Annotated in this window: 1 protein-coding gene (running past one end of the window); it reads right to left on the bottom strand. The window is 57.9% G+C overall.

All coding sequences use genetic code 11. The annotated features are described in order from the left end of the window. Positions 1-21,071: the 5' end (the start) of a non-ribosomal peptide synthase/polyketide synthase gene (locus LZC95_18435; protein ID WXA98795.1), read on the bottom strand. It extends 26,986 nt beyond the left edge of the window; only the first 21,071 of its 48,057 coding nucleotides appear in the window; it begins with the start codon at positions 21,069-21,071; the stop codon falls past the left edge of the window.

The following is a 21,071-nucleotide window of genomic DNA, read 5'->3' as shown; positions in this document are numbered from 1 at the left end:
CCAGCCTTGAGAATGCCCAGGACCGCCACTAACAGGTCCGCCGATCTCTCCAGCAGCAACCCAACGCACGACTCCTGCCGTACCCCGCGCGAGCGCAAATGATGCGCGAGGCGGTTTGCTCGTCGGTCAAGCTCTGAGTATGTCATCGACATACTCCCGACGACGATTGCGGGCCTCGTCGGAGTTCGTCCGACCTGCTCCTCAAAAAGTCCGTGGATCGTCGCCTCTCGCGAGAATCCCACGTTTGTCTCATTGAATTCAAAAACCAGACGTTCTTTCTCCCGTTGCGACAAGCCCTTCAACGATTCGATTCGAGCGTCTGGATTGGCAAGAATACTCTCAAGCAAATTCACATAGTGTCGCGCCATCTGCTCAGCAGTTTCGGCATCGAACAAATCCTCACTATATTCCATACTTCCGACTAGTCCGCCGTCTTGCTCGGACATCGAGAGCATCAGATCGAACATGATTCTTGGTGCATTAGTTTCCACCGGATCCATGGTTAGGCCGGGCAACTCGAGGGCAACGACGAAATCGTTCTGCAGCGCCAGCATGACCTGAAACAATGGGCTCCGCGACAAATCCCTCTCTACGCCTAAGGCGTCCACTACTCGCTCGAACGGCGCGCCCTGATGCGCATACGCATCGAGAGCCATTTCTCGCGTTCGACCCAGCAGATCCCTAAAGGTAGGATTGCCCGAAAGATCGCCACGCATCACCAATGTATTTACGAATAGCCCGACTAGCGGCTCAACCTCACGTCGGTCACGATTGGCTATCGGTGTACCTATACAAATATCATCCTGTCCACTGTAGGTGTGCAGCAGGACATGAAATGCCGCTGTCAATATCATGAACAGTGTGGCGTCGCTCGCTTCGCTCAATCGCTTCAACGCCGTCGTCTGGTGTTCCGTTAAAGCGAATCCCACCCGAGCGCCTCGATACGACCGGTCCGCCGGGCGCGGCCGATCTGTCGGAAGCTCCAGAGTGCTGGCACCTCTTAAGTTCTCCTTCCAATACGAAATATCGTCCTCGAGATGCGCGTCATCCAGATTCTGCCGCTGCCACACGGCAAAGTCCGCATACTGAATTTTCAGCTCAGCCAATGGTGATTCGTGCCCACTCGCCAGCGCGCCGTAAATTGCGCCGATCTCCCGCACCAGCACGCTCATCGACCATCCGTCTGATACGATATGGTGCATCGTCACCAACAACACATGATGCCGCTCATCCATCCGAATCAACGTCGTGCGCAATAGAGGCCCCGTCGAAAGATCGAACGGCAGCGAAGCCTCTTCCTCTGCGCAGCTACTCACTTCGCGTTCTTGGCGCTCCCCCTCCAGGTTAGACAGATCGATGATTGGCAACGACCATTCCGTCGCAGGTTGAATCACCTGCACCGCCTCGCCTCGCCTTTCGTGAAACGTCGTGCGTAGAATCTCGTGCCGGCGAACCACCTCGCCGAATGTCCGGCGCAACGACTCGACGTCTAGCGCACCACGAATTCGCAGCGCACTAGGCAAATTGTACGCCGTACCATCCGGCTCCAACTGGTCTAAGAACCATAGCCTCTGTTGCGCGTACGACAACGGCAGCGTCATATCCCGTGTAACGCGCACCAACCGCGCCGTAGTTCTCGTGTGGGTGCGCCCCAACCCTTCTTCCATACGCTTCGCCAGCAATCGCACTGTCGGTGAGTCAAAAAATACCCGCAGCGACATCTCTGTTCCAAAAGCACTGCGCGCGCGCGCCAGTGCTTTTATTGCCAAAAGCGAGTGTCCTCCGAGTTCGAAAAAATTATCCTCCGCATCAACCTGACGAACTCCAAGCAACTCTCGCCACTGCTCGGCGATGGTCTCTTCAATCCAGGAGCGAGGTGCTGTATACTCTGACCTCTCCTCCACGCCCGGTCTCGGGAGCGCTCTCTTGTCGACCTTCCCGTTACGCGTCAGCGGCAACGCGTCCATCTGCACGAATGCCGCCGGCACCATATATTCGGGTAACCTTCCCCGCGCATACATTCGTAGCGCGGCCGCGTCGAGGCGGTCGCCTCCGCTTGCGACCACATAGGCGACAAGTTTAGAGTTCCCTTCGTCCTCACGTAGAACGACCAATACGCGCTCGACCTCGGGGTGACTTTGAAGGCACGTTTCGACTTCTCCCACCTCAATACGATAACCGCGAATCTTCACCTGCTGATCAACGCGTCCAACAAACTCCAGCGCGCCGTTCCCGCGCTGGCGCGCGAGATCACCCGATTTGTACATCCGGGCGCCCGGTCGTGGATTGAATGGGTCAGGGAGGAAACTTCCTGCTGCTACCGCAGCTTTGCCGAAGTAGCCGCGCGCAACACCGCTACCGCCAATATAGATCTCCCCTCGCACGCCTACCGGGACGGGGTCGAACTCCTCGTCCAGCACATAGATCCGCGCGTTTGGAAGCGGCTCCCCAAGCGAGGGCGGCCCGGACTGTCGGGCCGATATGTCCAGAGTAGCAGCCATCACGCCAACCGTGGTTTCGGTGGGCCCGTATTCATTCACGATCACGCACTCGGGCTGCCGCCGTCGCACCTCCTCCACGAGTGTCCAATTGATCGTCTCGCCACCGAGAACCAAACACCTTCGCGGAACGATATCCGGCTCAGGAGACAACAACAGCGCCTCCATGTGAGAAGGAGCAATTTTGAGGCAGTCAATCTGACTTTGACGAAAATAATTCGCAAGCGAAGGCCCCGACACCGCATGCTCTTCGTCAATCACATGGACCGTGCCGCCACCGCAGAGCGCGGGAAATATTGATGTGTGGCCAAGATCCGCGGCGACAGTAGAAACGAGGGCAAAGCGCCATCCTGGTTCAAGTTGGTAGCGCCTCATCGCGCCCACGGAATATTGAATGAGATTCTCGTGTGTGATCGCCACTCCCTTTGGACGGCCCGTCGAGCCCGACGTGTGCATCACGTAGGCGAGGTTGTCCGCCGATATCGCCACCCTCGGCACCAGTTTCGGGCGGCGCGAGATTGCCTCTGCTTCGCCGTCAATTGACACCGCAATCACGGGCAGCGAGGGCAACTCGTCGAACAGCGCCTTCTTTGTGAGAAGCGCGCAAAGCTCAGCGTCTTCCATCATAAGCAGGAGACGCTCGTACGGCTGATGCGGATCGAGCGGTACGTATGCGCCACCAGCTTTGAGAATTCCCATCATACCGACGAGAAACCCCACGGAGCGATCCATACAAATACCAACCTTCATTTCCGGGCCTACGCCTAAGGCTCGTAGGTGGTGAGCTAACTGATTGGCTCGACCATCGAACTCGGCGTAAGTTAACGCTTCATGGCTATCGATTACGGCCATTGCATCCGGCGAGCGCGCTACCTGCGCTGAAAATGCGTCATGAATAGTACTGTGGTGCGGATGGTCTGTCTGGGTACCGACCCACTGGTCCAGCAGTCTCTCCCTCTCTTGGGCGTCAAGGACAAGGAGCCTTCCGATCGGAGCGTCAGGATTCTTCGGCATCTGCTCAAGCACGTGTCGCCAATGCGCCAGGAGTTCCTCGGCCACCAAAGCTTCGACTTTGCTCGTGTCAAATCGAAGGTGCAGCTCCAAGCGTGGCCCGGGGAGCGCGGTCGCCGCTATTGTGAACTCAGTACCTTCCTCCGTGTGCGCCTCGAGTACGGCCAGTTCTTGCTCCAACGCGTTCAGTGCGTGTTGCACCGGGTAGTTTTCGAAGACCACAATCGTATCGAAGAGCTTCTCTCCTCGCCGAACATCACTTAGCGCTTGAACTTGCACGAGGGACATGTGTTCGTGCTGTCGCTGCTCCACCTGCTTTCGTTGAAGTTGCGTCAACCAACGCACCAGAACTGTATCCTTCGAAATATGGACCCGGGTCGGCAGCGTATTGATGAACAATCCCACCATCGTCTCAACGCCTGAGATCTCAGCGGGGCGGCCCGACACTACCGATCCAAAGACGACATCGCCCTCACCACTGTATCGCGACAACAGTATCGCCCAAGCCCCGTGGACCAGGGTGCTAAGCGTCAATCCATGTCGTCGCGCGAATGCCTGCAACTCAGACGTCCTGCTCTCAGACAGCTGCATGCGCACCTTCGACGTGCGAGCCCCGTCTCTCGAGTCACTGCTCGATTCAACGAATGGCAAGCACGTCGGAGCACTGAAGCCGTCCAGCTCCTTCTTCCAGTAGGACTCCCCTTCCGCTGTCGATTGCTCCGCCAGCCACCGGATGTACTCTCGATACGGCGTCGCCCTCGGCAGTTGCACTTCCGCGCCACGACGGTACGCCTCGTAACACGTGAATACGTCCTTCAAGAGCAACGACTGGCTCCACCCGTCTGTCAGGATATGGTGTTCGGTCCATATGACTTCGTAAACATCCCCCGCAAGGCGTCCCACCCACCCTCGCATCAATGGCGGCTTCTCCAAATCAAACGGCGTCCGCCTCGCCCACTCCGCGTACTTCTCTCGCCTCTCTTCTTGCGCCTGCTCCGTTAGACCTCTTAGGTCTTCCTCCTCTATCCTTACACTCGCCTCGCCAGACACTTTCTGAACTGGCTCTTCGAGTCCCTCCCAGTGAAACGATGTCCGCAAGATCTCATGCTGCTCGATCACTCGCCCCCACGACCGCTTGAACGCTTCCGTGTCGAATTTCCCTCGCACCCGGTAGCGCAGCTGCACCATGTACGTCCCACTCTCTCCTTCCCGCAGCGTATGAAACAACAGCCCTTGCTGCATCGGAGATAGCCGATACACGTCCTGAACTCCGGCTCCGTTCCCCACCAGCGCGTCCAGGCTCTCTTGACTTATGCTCGCCAGTGCCACGTCCGATGGCGTCCACCCTCCTGACCCAGGCGTGCGGCAATGCCCGATAATCTCTTGCAGGTACTCCTTCACACGATCCAGCCATCGTTCGATCGTCGCCCGCTCGTGTACTCCCTTCCCATACGTGCACTCGAGGTGCAATCGACCCAACACAACATGCCCGCTCACATCCAATAAGTATTGGCGTTTCGCATTGGCATCCTGCGTCGCTCCACTCGATTCTTTGGCCGCTCCGAATAGGCTCGATGCCTCCAATACTTGGTCGAATTGTCCCAAGTAGTTGAAGCTCACCTCCGGCTCCGCTACCCCCTCCAGCGATCTCCCAGCCTCACTCGGGCCGAGATACTTCAATACTCCGTACCCTATTCCCTTGTGCGGTACCCCTCGCAGTTGCTCTTTCACGCTTTTCAGCGTTTGCCCCACCCCCATCTCCGTGCTCACGCGCAGCACCACGGGGTACACGCTCGTAAACCACCCTACCGTCCGCGATACATCCGCGTCCTCGAATAGCTCCTCCCTCCCATGGCCCTCCACCGCTATCCGCGACGCGCTCCCTCCCGTCCACTCCACCAACGCTCGTCCCAATGCCGTCAGCAATATGTCATTGATCTGCGTCCGATATGCCATCGGCACCCAATGCAACAGTGCTTCTGTCTCCTCCTCCGTCAGCGCCACCCTTACCGTGTCACTGCTCCCTACCGTGTTGGCTCCCTCCCCATCTCGAGGTAACGACTGGACCTCTTCTTCGCTCTCCCGACTCCAATACTCCAACTCCGCCAGCGTCTCTTCGCTCCTCGCGTACGCGAGCAACTTCTCTCCCCACCGCTGGAACGACGTGCTCCGCGCACCGAGAGCAATCACCTCTCCCTTCATCGCCTGACTGTAAGCTCGCTCGAGATCGCCCAACACTATCCGCCACGAGACCCCATCGATCACAAGGTGGTGGGCCCATAGTAACAGCCTTCCACCTCTCCCCCTCCCCAACTCCAGCCACGCCGCACGGAACAACCCCCCTTCTTCCAACTTGAAGCTCGCCTGCAGCTTGCTCGCCTCTGCCTCGATGGCTTCCTCTAGCTTCTCGTCCTCTACCCCGCTCAGATCCAAACTCGTTACGAGTCGTCCCTCGTCAACTTCCCCATATAACTGCGTCCACGACCGACCGATGCGCTTGAAGCGCGCACGCAGCAGGTCATGGTGCTCGACGACCCCCTTCAGGGCTGCGCGCAACTTTTCGGTATCAAGCGCCTCTCTGGTCACCAGCAAGAACGCGTTATTATAGTGATGAATAGCGACTTCGTTCTTCGTAAGGAACTCTTGCTGTATCGGACTCAGCGTAACGGAGCCCTTGGGACGTTCCTCGTCGTGGCTGCCGCTTGATTCGCTAGCACCACTCAGACGCTCCACGACCCCAGCTAGCTCCTGTAATACCGGATAGCGAAATAGCTGCTTCGCCGTCACCTTCCACCCTGCTTGCTTTGCGCGCGCTACCATCTGAATCGCTAGTATCGAGTCCCCACCTAGCTCGAAAAAGTGCGCATCCGCGCTCACTCGCGCTGTCTGCAGAATCTCAGCCCAAAGGCGCGCCAGTGCAACCTCAGCATCACTTCGGGGAGCAACGTATCGTTCGTCCGCCGCTATGAACTCAGGCGCCGGCAATGCTCTCTTGTCGAGCTTCCCATTTCGGGTCAATGGCAACTCGCCCAACACCACATATGCGGCCGGAATCATATACTCCGGCAACCGCTCTCTCAAATAGAGTCGAACATCGTCGACGTCTAGACTCACACTTTCGCGAGCCACCACATACGCAACTATCTGCTTATGCCCTTCTCTCTCTTGCACGGATACGACACATTGAGCGATCTCTTCATTCGAGAGCAAGCACGCTTCAACTTCTCCGAGCTCGACTCGATAACCTCGTATCTTGACCTGCTCGTCGGCTCGGCCCACGTATTCCAGAACACCATCGGCTCGACTCTTAACCCAGTCTCCGGTTCGATACAGGCGGCTGCCCGGCTCTCCTCCAAATGGATCAGGAACGAAGCGCTCTGCCGTCTTCGCTGGGTCGTTCACATACCCGCGCGCCAATCCCTCGCCGCCTATGAACAGCTCGCCGGGCAAACCGGTAGGTGTCAATTCAGCGTATCGATCGAGCACCCATGCTTGTGTGTTGGGGATGGGGCGCCCAATTGGAACCTCCCCAACCGATGCTCCACTCACCTCCGCTGCCACGCACGCAATCGTGGTCTCTGTCGGCCCATACGTATTCAACAGGCGAACCGTCGTTCCCACGTGACGGGCCCAACGAGTCGCATGCGGCCGTCGCGCGGCCTCGCCACCAATCACTACTAGCCTCAACGAATCCGCAATTTTAGCACTATCCAGCTCATTCACCCACGAGTGCCAAAACGCCGTCGGAAGGCTCACCACGGAGACCCGATCCGCTTGGCATTGCGCCATCAACCCGGCGGGTGAAAGACGGTTATCCTCCGCAACCAATACCAGGGTGGCTCCTGAACAAAGTGTCGGCCACACCTCCTCGTTACTTGCATCGAAAGACAACGAAGCAAACTGTAAGACTCGATCACTCGGCTTCAATTCGAAGGTTTGTCGCGCATACCGCACATAGTGCGCCAAGGAGCGATGGGAAATCCCCACCCCCTTCGGGACTCCCGTCGAGCCAGAGGTGAACATAATACAAACTAGGTTCGCGCCCGATACCACAGGGTCTTCCGTATCGAACTCGTCCCCCGACGCACCATCATCCGCGAGCGCAAAGGCTCTGCCCAACTCACCGACACTCGCGTGGTATGCGGCCTCGGTCACGATTGCGTCGATATCGCTCGCCTGGATCATTCGTTCGAGGCGAGCACGCGGAAGCCCCGTATCCAGGGGCACATACGCGGCCCCCGTCCTGACGATGGCCACAATGGCAACAATAGCCTCAATCGAGCGGTCCAAATAGACCCCGATTCTAGATTCTACGCGTGCCCCCATCGCCTTTAGCCGACGCCCCAATTGCTTGGATTTTGCATCCAGCTCCGCGTATGTCACGGTCCGTCCACGGTCGACCACCGCTATCGCATCGGGACTTTGCTTGACTCGACCGTCAAAGATCTCCGCTACGTTCATGAACTCCCAATCGTCTCGCGTAGCCGCATTCCTAGCGGCAGACTCCGCCCGTTCGATGATACTGGACATTCCAAGCTCACTTACACGTTGATTCGGTCTCTCGACGCACGCCGCTAGTACGTTTCGAAAACTTTCTACCATTCGCTCCGCTGTCTCGTGGTCAAACAAATCCGTCGCATATTCCCAAGAACCGACCAGCTGCCCGTCGCTTTCGACCAGATCTAACGATATATCGAAATTGGCAACGCGACGCTGTATCTCCATTCTACTCAGCAGCGCGTCGCCCAACCGCAAATCGCCCATCGAGATGTTCTGCAAGTTCAGCATGACCTGGAACAGTTGACCACGGGACAATTCGCGATCACCACCAATCGCATCCACGACCTTCTCAAAGGGCACGTCCTGGTGGCTATATGCCCCCAGGGCGTCCTCCCGCGTACGTCGTAGCAGTACGTTGAATGGCGGGTCATCCGAGAAGTCTCCGCGCATAACCAGCGTGTTCACGAAGATTCCGATTAATGGCTCAGTCTCCACGCGCTCCCGATGCGCAATCGGGGTGCCAACGCAAACGTCGTTCTGCCCACTAAAACGATGAAGCAGTACCTGAAATGCTGCCATCAACGTCATGAAGAGTGTTACTCCATGCTCGTCGCTTAACTTCTTGAGTGCACGCGCCTGCTCATCCATGATTGCAAATTTCACATGCGATCCTCGATGCGATGGCACGGCTGGGCGCGGTCTATCTGTTGGCAGCTCCAATGCCCGTAGACCTTCCAACCGCTTCCGCCAGTAGGCCAAGCCTCCCGCGAGGCGCGCGCCCGTCATATATCGGCGCTGCCACACGGCAAAGTCCGCATACTGGATCTTCAACTCCTCCACTGGAGACGGGCAACCGTTCACAAATGCTCCGTAGATCGCACCGACCTCCCGCGTGAGTACCCCCATGGACCAGCCGTCGGCTACGATGTGATGCATCGTCATAAGCAGAATGTGTTCGGTATCGCCAACGCGAAGCAGCGTCGTTCGTAGCAATGGCCCTTTCGATAAGTTGAAGGGGCGCGCCGTGTCCTCCTCAGCCCGGCGAAGCACCAACAACTCCCGGGCCTCCGACGTCAGGTCGGAAATGTCGTGCACCGGCAACGTCCACGGTGCGGCGGGGTGAATGATTTGGCTCGGTTCCTCGCCGGACATCTCAAATGTCGTGCGCAGCGCCTCGTGGCGTCTAACAATCTCACCAAACGTTCGCCGCAGCACGTCCACGTCAAGATGTCCCCGTATACAAAGCGCTTCCCCGATGTTGTACACAACCCCTTCCGGCTCGAACTCCTGCAAAAACCAGAGTCGCCGTTGCGCGTACGATAGCGGGAGATCGCCGTCTCGCGAAGACGGGCGTATATCGCGCGATCTATCGCTGTCGCCTTCCCTGCTACGTGCCAATTCGACTCGTTGCGCAAAGTCGCACAAGCTAGGGTACTCGAATAGGCATTGGAGCTCGACATCCACTCCCAGACGCGTTCTAACTTGCGAGACCATCCGCGTCGCAAGCAACGAGTGCCCTCCTAAACCAAAGAAGTCATCGTGAATGCCGACCCTCGCGACGCCCAATAGGTCGGACCATAGTGCAGCAAGCACCTGCTCCTCCAGACTGCGCGGTGCCATATAAACGTTGTCGGAACCGCCAGACGCTATGAGCGACGTCAACGCGTTCTTGTCTACTTTGCCGTTTGGGGTGACCGGCAGCTCCTCCAGGATTAAAATCTCCGATGGAATCATTTGGCTGGGCAACGCACCTCGCAGGTACGAGCTGGAGGCCTTTGCCACATCCACGCCGTCCTCTCCGACAGTGTCTGCCACCAAAAACGCAGAGAGTCGCCGTCCGGAAGCATCGTCGCGAAGCACCACGGCCGCTTGCCGTACATATGGTTGCTCCAGCAGCTTTTTCTCAATCTCGCCAAGCTCGATTCGGACACCTCGCAACTTGACCTGCTCGTCGGTGCGGCCGAGAAATTCGAGCTCCCCAGCCGCATTCCATCGTGCAACGTCGCCCGTGCGATACATGCGTGTACCGAATTCCCCCGCAAAAGGGTCAGGGACAAACCGCTCTGCACTCAACGCAGGCCGCCCCACGTAGCCCCGAGCAACACCTACTCCGCTCAGGTACAGCTCCCCGGGGACACCACGGGGGCTCAGCCCGCCGCGGCGATCGATGACATATACGCGTATATTCCGAATTGGTGCGCCGATTGAACCGTAAAACGCGGCGCCCGGCGCGCAATACTTTGCAGTTGCCCATATGGTCGCTTCGGTCGGACCGTAAAGGTTGAAGAGCTCTCGCTCTCTTGCCCACCGCTCGACCAGCGGCGAGGTTAGCGCTTCGCCAGCCGCGAGCACCTTGCGTAGCGGAAGCTGCGAGGGGTCCAGCATAGACAACATCGTTGGCGTCAGGGTGGCGATCGACACCCGCTGCCCCTCCAAGGTCTGCGCGAGCTCATCAGGCGAATCGACAGCCCGCTCCGGCACCATGACCAAGCACGCACCATGTGCGATCGCGAGTATGACATCAGCGATCGCTGCATCGAAGCCGACCGACGCAACCTGCGCCACTCGATCATTCGCCGCGACTCCAAATTGCGACGCCTGCGCCCTGTGCAGATTGCTCAAACCCCGATGCGGAACCCCGACCCCTTTGGGACGCCCCGTGGAGCCCGATGTATAAATGATATATGCAAGGTGGTCCGGAGACGTTGAGCGCACGAGTGGTGTGTCTGGGCGATGCGCGATTGCGTCGCGCTCAACGTCAACGCAAACATACACGACACCAAGAATCGCGAGTTCCTCGGCAAGTTTTTCCTCCGTGACGATGACCATCACCCCGGCGTCCTCCCGAATGAACGACAAACGTTCTGTCGGGAGCTTTGGATCCAGCGGAACATAGACGCCCTCGCTCTTAAGCACACCGAGCATTCCGACTACCGTTTCACTGGACCGACGCGTGCACACTCCGACTCGCACCTCGGGACCAACTCCCAATGCGCGGAGATGGTGGGCTAGCTGATTCGCGCGGCGATTCAACTCACCGTACGTAAGCGACTCGCCCTCAAACGCGACTGCAGGCGAGTCTGGAGCGGTTGCAACATGGTACTCGAATCGCTCGACCACTCCTTCATAGACATCAGGCACGTACGCCGAACACCCCAAGCCCAATAACTCTCCACGTTCGCTTTCAGTCATAAAATTCAAATCATGAACCCGGGTCTCTGGTGCTCGACAAACTGCGTCGATGAGCGTCAAGAAATGCTGTCGCATGCGCTCCATACGCGTGGCGTCGAAGAGATCCAGGTTGTAGCGAATCACCCCGAGCAGCTGTTCCTGCTGTTCGAATAGTTCCACCCCGACATCCGACTTTACCACTCCTGCGTCGAGAGGCAGGAGCCGCATCTCCAAACCCTCCAAGCGGAATTCACGCCCGCCTGTATTCTGAAACGACATGGAAACCTGGAACACCGGATTCCGGCTTCGATCGCGTCGTCCCCCTATTGCATCGACTACCTTCTCAAACGGCGCGTCCTGATGAGAGTAGGCGTCCAGCGACGCCTCACGCGTGCGTGCAAGGAGATCCATGAACGTCGGCTCGTCGGAAAGGTCGACGCGCATAACAAGCGTATTCACAAAGAATCCAATGAGGCGCTCGAGCTCTGGTCGCTGCCTATTCGCGATCGGAGTCCCGACGCAAATGTCATCCTGTCCCGAATACCGTGACAGAAGTACCTGAAAGGCGGCCAGTACGGTCATAAACAGCGTGGCGCCGTTCTCTTCGCCCAAGCGCTTCAGACGTCGAGTCTGCTCGGCACCCAACGCGAAGTCCAATTGTCCGCCGCGATATGTCTGCACCGCTGGTCGAGGCCGGTCGGTTGGCAATTCCAACGACGTCACGCCATCCAGTCGCTGCTTCCAATACTCGATATGCTCCTCAAGACGATACTCGTCGAGATGAGTGCGTTGCCAGGCTGCATAGTCCGCATATTGAATACTTAGCTCAGCAGACGAGTAAACTTCTCCTCTGAGGATCGCCCCGTAAATCGAGGCGATTTCGTCCGTTAGAATTCTCATAGACCACTCGTCCGCGACAATGTGGTGCATCGTGACAAGCAACACGTGTTCGTCACTCCCAGTACGGAGCAGCGTCGTTCGGAGCAGTGGGCCGCTGGTCAAATCAAATACATGTGCGCGTTCCTCGCCCGTTCGCCGATTAATTGCTTCAACGAGCTCGCCTTCCTTGAGGTGCGCGATATCCTCGACCGGCAACGTCCAGTCCACCACGTTGCCTATAATTTGTAGCGCATTACCTTCCTCTCCTACAAATGTTGTACGTAGCACCTCGTGCCTTTGCACTACGTGTTCGAACGCGCGGCGTAGTGCATCGACACTAAGCGTGCCCGTAAGACGTAACGCGCCGATAACGTTGTACGCCGTACTATTTGGCTCAAGCTGGTGCACGAACCAAAGACGCTGCTGTTCGTACGACAATGGAAGAGGTCCGCTCCGCGGAGCACGTCCGATGGGCGGCGTTGACCTAAATCCTTCGCGGTCGTTTTCAACCAGCGTTCCCCGCTGTACACGGGCAGCAAAGTCTTCCAGTGTTGATGATTCAAATAGCGACCGAAGCTCGAGCTCAATCCCAAATTCCTCGCGGATCCGTGAGATCACCTGCGTGGCGAGCAGGGAGTGACCACCCAATGCAAAAAAGCTATCCCCGAGACCGACCCGTTCCACCTTGAGTAGTTCCGACCAAATACTGCCGACCCGCTCCTGTACCTGTGTCCGTGCCGCGATGAAGGAGTTCGGGACGACTTGCCGTTGACGGGCATTTAGCGACAGAGCCTTTCGGTCGACCTTGCCGCTCAAAGTTAGCGGCAGTTCATTAATAGGCACGATCTCCGACGGCACCATAGGCGCGGGCAACCACTGACGCGAATGGGCATACAAACTCTCGAGGCTTTCCAGCTTCTCGTCCTCCCTAATGACCACGAAAGCCACGAGTCGATCGCCGACAGGACCGTTGCAGATCGTAACCGCAGCCTGGCACACGAACGGGTGTGTCATGAGCGTCGTTTCGATGTCACCAAGCTCAATGCGAACTCCGCGGAGCTTGACTTGCTCTTGGTCTTTCCGCCCCACGAACACTAGTTCACTACGACCGCGGTATCCGAGATCCGACCATCGCGCTACGTCGCCGGTTCGATACATCCGCGCCCCGGGTTCCGCGGCAAACGGGTCGGGGACGAAGCATTCGGCCGTCCGCGCAGGATTCCCGACGTAGCCGCGCGCCACACCCGGTCCCCCGATATACAGCTCCCCAGACACTCCCACAGGAGTAAGGTCGTGACCGTTCGTTACATAAACTTGCGTATTTCGAATCGGGTGCCCAATAGCCCCTCGGAAGACATCACCCTGCGGGCAGTGCTTTAGCGTGGCCCAAATGCTTGCTTCTGTCGGGCCGTACGCGTTGAATATGCGCCGCTCACCCGTCGACCAGCGTTGTACGAGCACAGCACTTAGAGCTTCACCCGCCGCAATAATTGTTGTGGGGTACCGACGCGTTGGATCAAGCGTCGACAGTACCGTCGGCGTAAGCGTTGAAATCGTCACCTTGTTCGCTTCGAGAACTGCTGCCAACTTCGCTGGCGAAAGGACGGATTCTTGCGACACGACGACCAAGCAAGCGCCATGGCAGAGCGCAAGGGTGGCTTCGAACACGTGCGCGTCGAAGCCCAACGATGCGGCTTGTGAGACGCGATCCGTGCAGAGAACCCCAAACTCCTCGGCCTGCGCCCGATGCAGATTGCCTAGTGCACCATGGGTAACGGCGACACCTTTTGGGCGCCCAGTCGACCCCGATGTATAAATATTGTACGCAATATTATCTGAATGGACTGTCACGTTTGGCGCCACGTCGGAGCAGCGCGCAACCATTTCACGGTCACTATCAACGCAGACAAATACAATTCCCGTCGTAGGCCACTCGTCCGCGCTGCGTGCATTTGTGACGACGATACTTATACGCGCATCTTCGACGATCATCGAAATCCGTGCTTCCGGGGTACCCGTATCAAGCGGCACGTACGTGGCGCCGCATTTAAAAGCTGCAAGCATCGCGACAACGGCCTCGAGCGAGCGTTCCAGGAACACCCCCACCCGCGTCTCGATAGTGGCACCGCGGGCACGAAGATGGTTCGCTAATCGATTCGACCTTCGATCCAGCTCACTGTAGCTGATGCTGCTTTGACGGAATGCGAGCGCCGGGGAGTCTGGCCAAAGAGCCACGCACGACCTAAAGCGGTCGATCACGCTCTCGTACTTGTCCTCGACATACGCTTTCTGGTTCTCCCTCAAAAGGTGTAGGCGCTCTGCTTCGGTAACGATCGGGATCTCGTCGATGCGCCGATCGGGATCCCGGACCATGGCGTCAAGTAGCGCGTCGTAATGTTGCCAGATACGCTCAATTCGGGCTCGCGTGAACAGTTCGCTCTTGAAGCGAATGGTTCCGCGGAGCCGCGAATCACCTTCCGATAACTCAACGCCCAGATCCGATTTCGCGTCCTGAACAGCGAATGGAAAGACGTCTACATTGAGACCATCGAGCTTCAGCTCGCGACGGGCCGACGCTTCGAAAGAGAACGACACTCGCAGCAACGCATTGGCATCGCCATCCCTAGACGTCGGTAGCCTCGCCACCACCTTCTCGAAGGCCGCATCTTGATGAGCATACGCGTCGAGAGTCGACCGCCAAGTCCGAGCGAGCAATTCGCTAAATGTCGGTCTATCTGACAAATCGGTACGCAAAACCACGGTGTTAATGAAATAGCCAATCAACGGCTCCAACTGTTCGTGATCCCGACTCGCTAGCGGCACCGCAACGCATATATCGTCTTGACTGCTGTAGCGATGAATCAACACAGAAAATGCCGCAAACAAGCTGGTAAAGAGCGTAACACCATATCTACCACTCAATCTTTTCAGATCACGCGTACGCTCCTCCGTTAGCTCGAAGTCAACGTGTCCTCCGCGGCGCACTCTCTCGTCGCCTTGCGCCTGGTCGGTTGGCATTGCGACCGGCTCCGCCCCATGCAGGCGGTGCACCCAGTATGCAAGATGCTCCTCGACCTGGTTGCCGTTCGAACGTGTCTGCTCCCATTGCGAGAAGTCTGCATATTGAATCGCAAGCTCGCTGAGTGGCGACGGTTGCCCGCGCCGAAAAGCGCCATAGAGAACGCTGAGCTCGTGCAAGAAAACGCCAACGGCCAATCCGTCGGCCACGATGTGATGCATTGCTGCCAACAGCGTGTGTTCCCGCTCCGAGATCCGCACCAGCGTGGCGCGAAGCAGCGGGCCACGACCGAGGTCGAACGCCCGCATCGCCTCCTGTTCCCTGCGCCGCAGCACGGCGAGCGCCCGCGCCTCCGGCTCAAGAGCCGATACATCTTCGAGCGCAAGACGAAACACCGACGGCGTATGAATTACTTGCACCGGTACGCCGGACTCGAGCCGAAACGACGTGCGAAGCGCCTCGTGTCGTCGAACGACTTCATTAAATGCACCTCGCAAAGCGTTCTCGTCTAGCGCTCCGCGTAACTGCAACGCCGCGCCGACATTGTATGCCGAGCTGCTCGGGTCAAGTTGGTGCAAGAACCACAGCCCTCGTTGCGCGACCGAGGCGGGCAATGGCCGTTCCCGCGATGCCCGCTCAATCTTTCCTCCGTCGAACCGCCTTAAGCGAGACCGCTGAGCCCCTTCAACTTCCTTGCCGAAGCTTGCGATAGTTCGTCGCTCAAACAACGTCTTCACGGCCAATGGGACGCCAAACAGAACGCGTGCACGCGACACCGCTCGTGTTGCCAGAAGAGAATGGCCCCCGAGAGCAAAGAAGTCGTCCTGTCGGCCTATCTCATCGCACCCGAGCAGTTCTTGCCACTGAGTGACAAGCGCTTTCTCAATCGCCGTCGCGGGGGCCTCATATGCCGCGCCCTTCCGGCCAATCATTTCCGGGATTGGCAGCGCGCGCCTGTCTAGCTTGCCATTCTGCGTCAATGGCAGCGAGTCCACCACTACGAACGCCGATGGAACAGCATACGGCGGCAAGAATTGCCGTACGTAAGCGTGCAAGTCCTCGTCATTCACTACCGCCCTACTTCGCACAAGCACGTACGCAACAAGTCGCTTGTCTCCGGGCACGTCCTCGCGAACGACGGTGACGCAGCGTTTGACCGCCGGGTGCCCCATGATACACGATTCGACCTCGCCCAACTCTATCCGGAACCCGCGAATCTTGACCTGCTGATCGATTCGCCCGACGTACTCGATGTCATCCTTTCCCTGCCATCGAGCCAAGTCCCCCGCACGATAGAGACGCTGCCCAGGCTCTCGGGAGAACGGATCTGGCACAAAACGCTCGGCCGTCAACGCCGGCCGCCCCAGGTAGCCCCGGGCAAGACCGGCGGCCCCCACATAGATTTCGCCGCACACACCAAGCGGCGATGGTTCCCCACGCTGATCTAGGACATACACGCTCATATCGGGAATTGCGCACCCGACAACACTCACCGAGCTCGACTCGACTTCCTCACGCTCGATCACGCGGTATGTCGTGTGCACCGTCGTCTCGGTGATTCCGTACATGTTGACGATCACCGGAGCCGAATCGCCATACTTTCTCATCCACGGCTTCAGACTTGCGAGCTCTAGCGCCTCCCCGCCCAGGACGACAAAACGCAACCGATGGCCCAGATATGCCCCCGCAGCATCATCGCACTCAACCAACTGCCGGAAAGCCGATGGCGTCTGAGTCAATACCGTTACGCGCCTTTCGACTAACAGCGCGAGGAATGCGTCGGGTGAACGGCAAACGGCCTGCGGAACGACAACGAGCTCCCCACCGCCAATGAGCGCCCCCCAGATCTCCCAGACTGACATATCGAACGCATATGAATGAAACATCGTCCACACATCACGTTCGCCGAACTGGAACCAGGCTTGCGTGGCGTCAAACAAGCGCAACACGTTCAAATGCGTTTGGAGAACCCCCTTCGGCATCCCGGTAGAGCCCGACGTGTAGATCACATAGGCGAGGTTTTCCGCTCGCACTGCCATCTGCGGCGGCACCGTGCTTTCCCCGGCAATACGTGCGGCCTCATCGGGCGCGTCGATGCATATGCGTGTAACCGCACTGTCACTCGGAATTTCGTTTATTGAGGCACGCTCTGTAATCAATACGCGTGCACCACTGTCCGCCATTACAAAGGCAATCCGCTCTCGCGGATATGACGGCTCGATCGGTACGTATGCCCCACCAGCCTTCAGCACTGCTAGCAGCGACACGATCATTTCAAACGAGCGATTCATGCACAGCGCCACCCGCACTTCCGGTCCCACGCCTACGAACCGTAGTCGATGCGCCATCCGATTTGCCCGCTCATCGAGTTCGCGATAGCTCAATGTATGGCCGTCAAATACCACTGCGATCGCATCGGGAGTACGCCGCGCACGCTCCTCGAAGCGACGATGAATCGTATCGTCAGTACTACAATCCACATACGTCGGACGCTTGAGCAGCAAATCCCTCCTACCCACGTCCAGCATCGGTAATTCTCCGACCGACACGTTTGGTTTCAGCACAGCCGTGCGAACGAGTTGCGTGAATCCGTCCAGCATCGCCTGCGCAACCGCGCCATTAATTAGCGAGAGATCATACTCAAGAGTTACGGCAAGACCGTGCGCCGTTTCCGTGATAACAAGGCATAAGTCCCAACGGGTGGTGCCGGGCAAACTCCCATTCTGCGCATCGAGCAACGGCTGCCATTCCATACCAGGAACACTCAGTTCGACCGGCCGCAGATTCTCTAAGACAAAATTTGCCTGAACAAAAGATCGTACATCTCCGCTCGCGCCGGCCGCGACGGCTACCTTGTCGAAGGGAATGTCTCCGTACGTAAAAGCCTCACTAATGGAGTCACGAACGCAGCCCAACACTTCTCGATATGTCCAAGCCGATTCGACTTGAAAACGAATCACAACCTGATTCACAAAATAGCCAATAACATCCCGAAATGCGGGACGGTCTCGACCTGACACAATCGTTCCAACACCAAAATCAATTTGACCGCTGTATCTATGAAGCAAAATCCCGTATACAGCAAACAAGGCAGTAAACAGTGTGCATCCCGCCGATGCCGCAAACCTCTTCAATTCTTCCGTCACATCGCGCGGGATAACCGATACAACGCTGGCTCCCGCATCCGTCGTGTGCGAAGCACGTCTCCGATAATACGGCAGAGACAGTCGTGGCAAGTCCTTTAGACGCGCCAGCCAATACGCGCTCTCACGCGAATAGCTGCGATTCGCTTCCAAGCGAGCGTGGTCACGATATGTCAGCGCGAGCGGAGTCAACCGCGCGGGCTCCCCCGTCCTGCGCGATCTATACAGAGCGACGAGGTCTCGCACCAGAATTCCCGCCGACCATCCATCGGTTGTAATGTGGTGCTGCGTCACGAGGAGCACATGCTCCTCCGGTGCAAGCACTACAAGTGCGCACCGAATTAGCGGTCCCCGAGAGAGATCGAACGGCTCGCGACCAATACGAAGCGATACCTTGCGAAGCTCGGCTGCTCGCTCGGAAACATGAGCACCTGTTAGATCAATATGCGTGACCGGGACCGTCGTCGCATCCAGGACGGCGCATGTTGTGCCGCCTTCGACCTCGCGATAGATGGTCTGCAAAGCAGGGTGTCGCGCGACCACATCCTGTATACTTTGAAACATCGCATTATGGTCAAGCGCGCCGGTAATCCTAATACCGAAATGAATATTGTACGCGGCCCCATCTGGCGCGAGCTGGTGAAGAAACCAGAGTGCCTGTTCTCCACAAGAGAGCGCGGACGAAGCTTGCCCCGGAAATGGAGTGCTCTCGCCACTCGCCATCACTTGCCTCAAGGGACGTGCGCCAGCAGAGCGCGCAACTAGAAAGTCGACGATGTCCTTGACCTTCGGGTGCTGCCAAATAAATGCGGACGGCAACTCTTCCCCACCAAGGGCCTGCCCAATCTCCACCTGGAGGTCTACAAGCCCTAGCGAGTCCAGCCCCAGTGAGACTATCGAAGCTTGCTCGTCGAGAGGCGGAGCGGGCGCGGGGTCACAACCTACCCTTCTCAGCGCCGCTGCCAGCCAATCCATCCACGTTTCGCGAACCCTTTCGGCGTCAATGGCCTGCAGCGCACGCGCCACGCGGACCTTATTGAATCGTCGTACACCGCTGGCCGCGCCCAAGGTCACCTTCGCCTTTCGCTGCGCAACAGGGTAGGCCCTGGCGCTGCGATCGGTCGCTTGGTGAATGACGTCGAAGCGGTTCTCTAAGAACGACTCCCGGCACGCGGACCGCTGTATTTTCCCGCTCGACGTCTTCGGGATCGTCCTCGCAGCAATTAAGATGACGTCAACCTGTACCTCGTGTTCCTCGACAACTTTTCGCCGAATCGTGCTGCAAACGTCTTCAGACGTAGTTCCGCCGCTCCCATCTACCTCAGCAACAACAACTACGGCTTCCCGCCCTTCCCTCTCGATCGAGAATGCTGCGGAGCAACCAGGCCGCACCGAAGCGTGTGCCATCTCTACAGTTGCTTCGATGTCCTGCGGGTAATGATTACGCCCACGAATAATGATGACGTCTTTGAGACGACCAGTCACAAACAATTCTCCCCCTGCAACAAACCCCAGGTCTCCCGTGCGGAGGTATGTGCCCTCTCGCCCCTGCAGCGTCGCTTGGAACGTCACCGACGTATCCTCGGCACGATTCCAATAGCCCGGCGCGACACTCGGCCCCTTCAGCCAAATCTCCCCCACAACACCTGGTGGCACCACGTCGCTGGTCTCTGGATCCACAATGCACAGTTCCTCGAAGCCCGTCTGTCCCACCGACACCAGAACGTTCTTTGGACCTTCCTGCACCGGCGCATCGATTCGACCTTCCCGCAGTGCGACTGAGCTAATCTCTCGAACTACCGGAGGAAGCCCCTTCCGTCCGCCGCTTACGAACAGTGTCGCTTCCGCCAAGCCATAGCACGGGTACAGCGCCTCACGACGAAATCCGGATACCGCAAAGGCATTTGAGAAACGTTTAAGCGTGTCCCATCGCACTGGCTCGGCTCCGTTGAAGGCCGTCGTCCACGATCGCAGGTCCAGTCTAGCGCGTTCGTCCTCCGTGGATTTTCGAACAGCTAGGTCGTATGCGAAGTTCGGCGCGCCGCTCGTAGTTGCTCGAAAGTGGGAAATCGCTTCAAGCCACCGCAATGGGCGCTGTAAGAAAGCCACCGGGGACATGAGCGTACATGTCACACCACGAAATAGCGGTTGAAGAACATTGCCAATCAAGCCCATATCATGGAACATAGGTAGCCACCCGACGACACTTGACGACTCATCGAGCCCAAATGCGCGCGCGATTAGCTCCTCGTTTTCGACCACGTTCCGATGAGTGATCATTACGCCCTTCGGCACGCCGGTAGAGCCTGAGGTATACTGGAGAAACGCGAGACTATCAGGGCTCACCTGCGGCGGCGTCCAATCCGGAGTTGGAGCCTGGGTGACTGCGTCATTCGTGCCGATCCATTCCATATTTACGAGATCCGGCATTTGTGGTGCGATCACTTCCCGCATCGCCACTATCTCGGTCGTTGCTAGCAGAAACTTTGATTGACTATCGGACGCAATCGCACGCAAGCGAGCGAGTGATCGTTCTAGGCGCGCGGGATCCGGCGGATAGCAAGGCACCGCGACGACGCCCGCGTAGAGACAACCGAGAAAACCCGCGATAAAGTCAAGGCCCGGCGGATAGACTAAGAGCGCCCGATCTCCCGCGGCGCGCATCTTCGTAAGCCGTACAGCAATGGCACTCGCACGTCTGTCCAACTCACCGTATGTCCACTCAATGGCGGTGCCACCAACATCCCCCGTAACGAGGAACCGATAGGCGAGTGCGTCCCCCCGATTCGCCGCCCAATGGCGGATGACACCTACAATAGAGGCCGACTCATCCACACGTTTGACAATCAT

Source organism: Sorangiineae bacterium MSr12523, from assembly GCA_037157775.1.
Lineage (GTDB): Bacteria > Myxococcota_A > Polyangia > Polyangiales > Polyangiaceae > Pendulispora > Pendulispora brunnea.
Note: the sequence above shows the minus strand (reverse complement) of the source record. Positions and strands in the feature narration are given on the sequence as shown.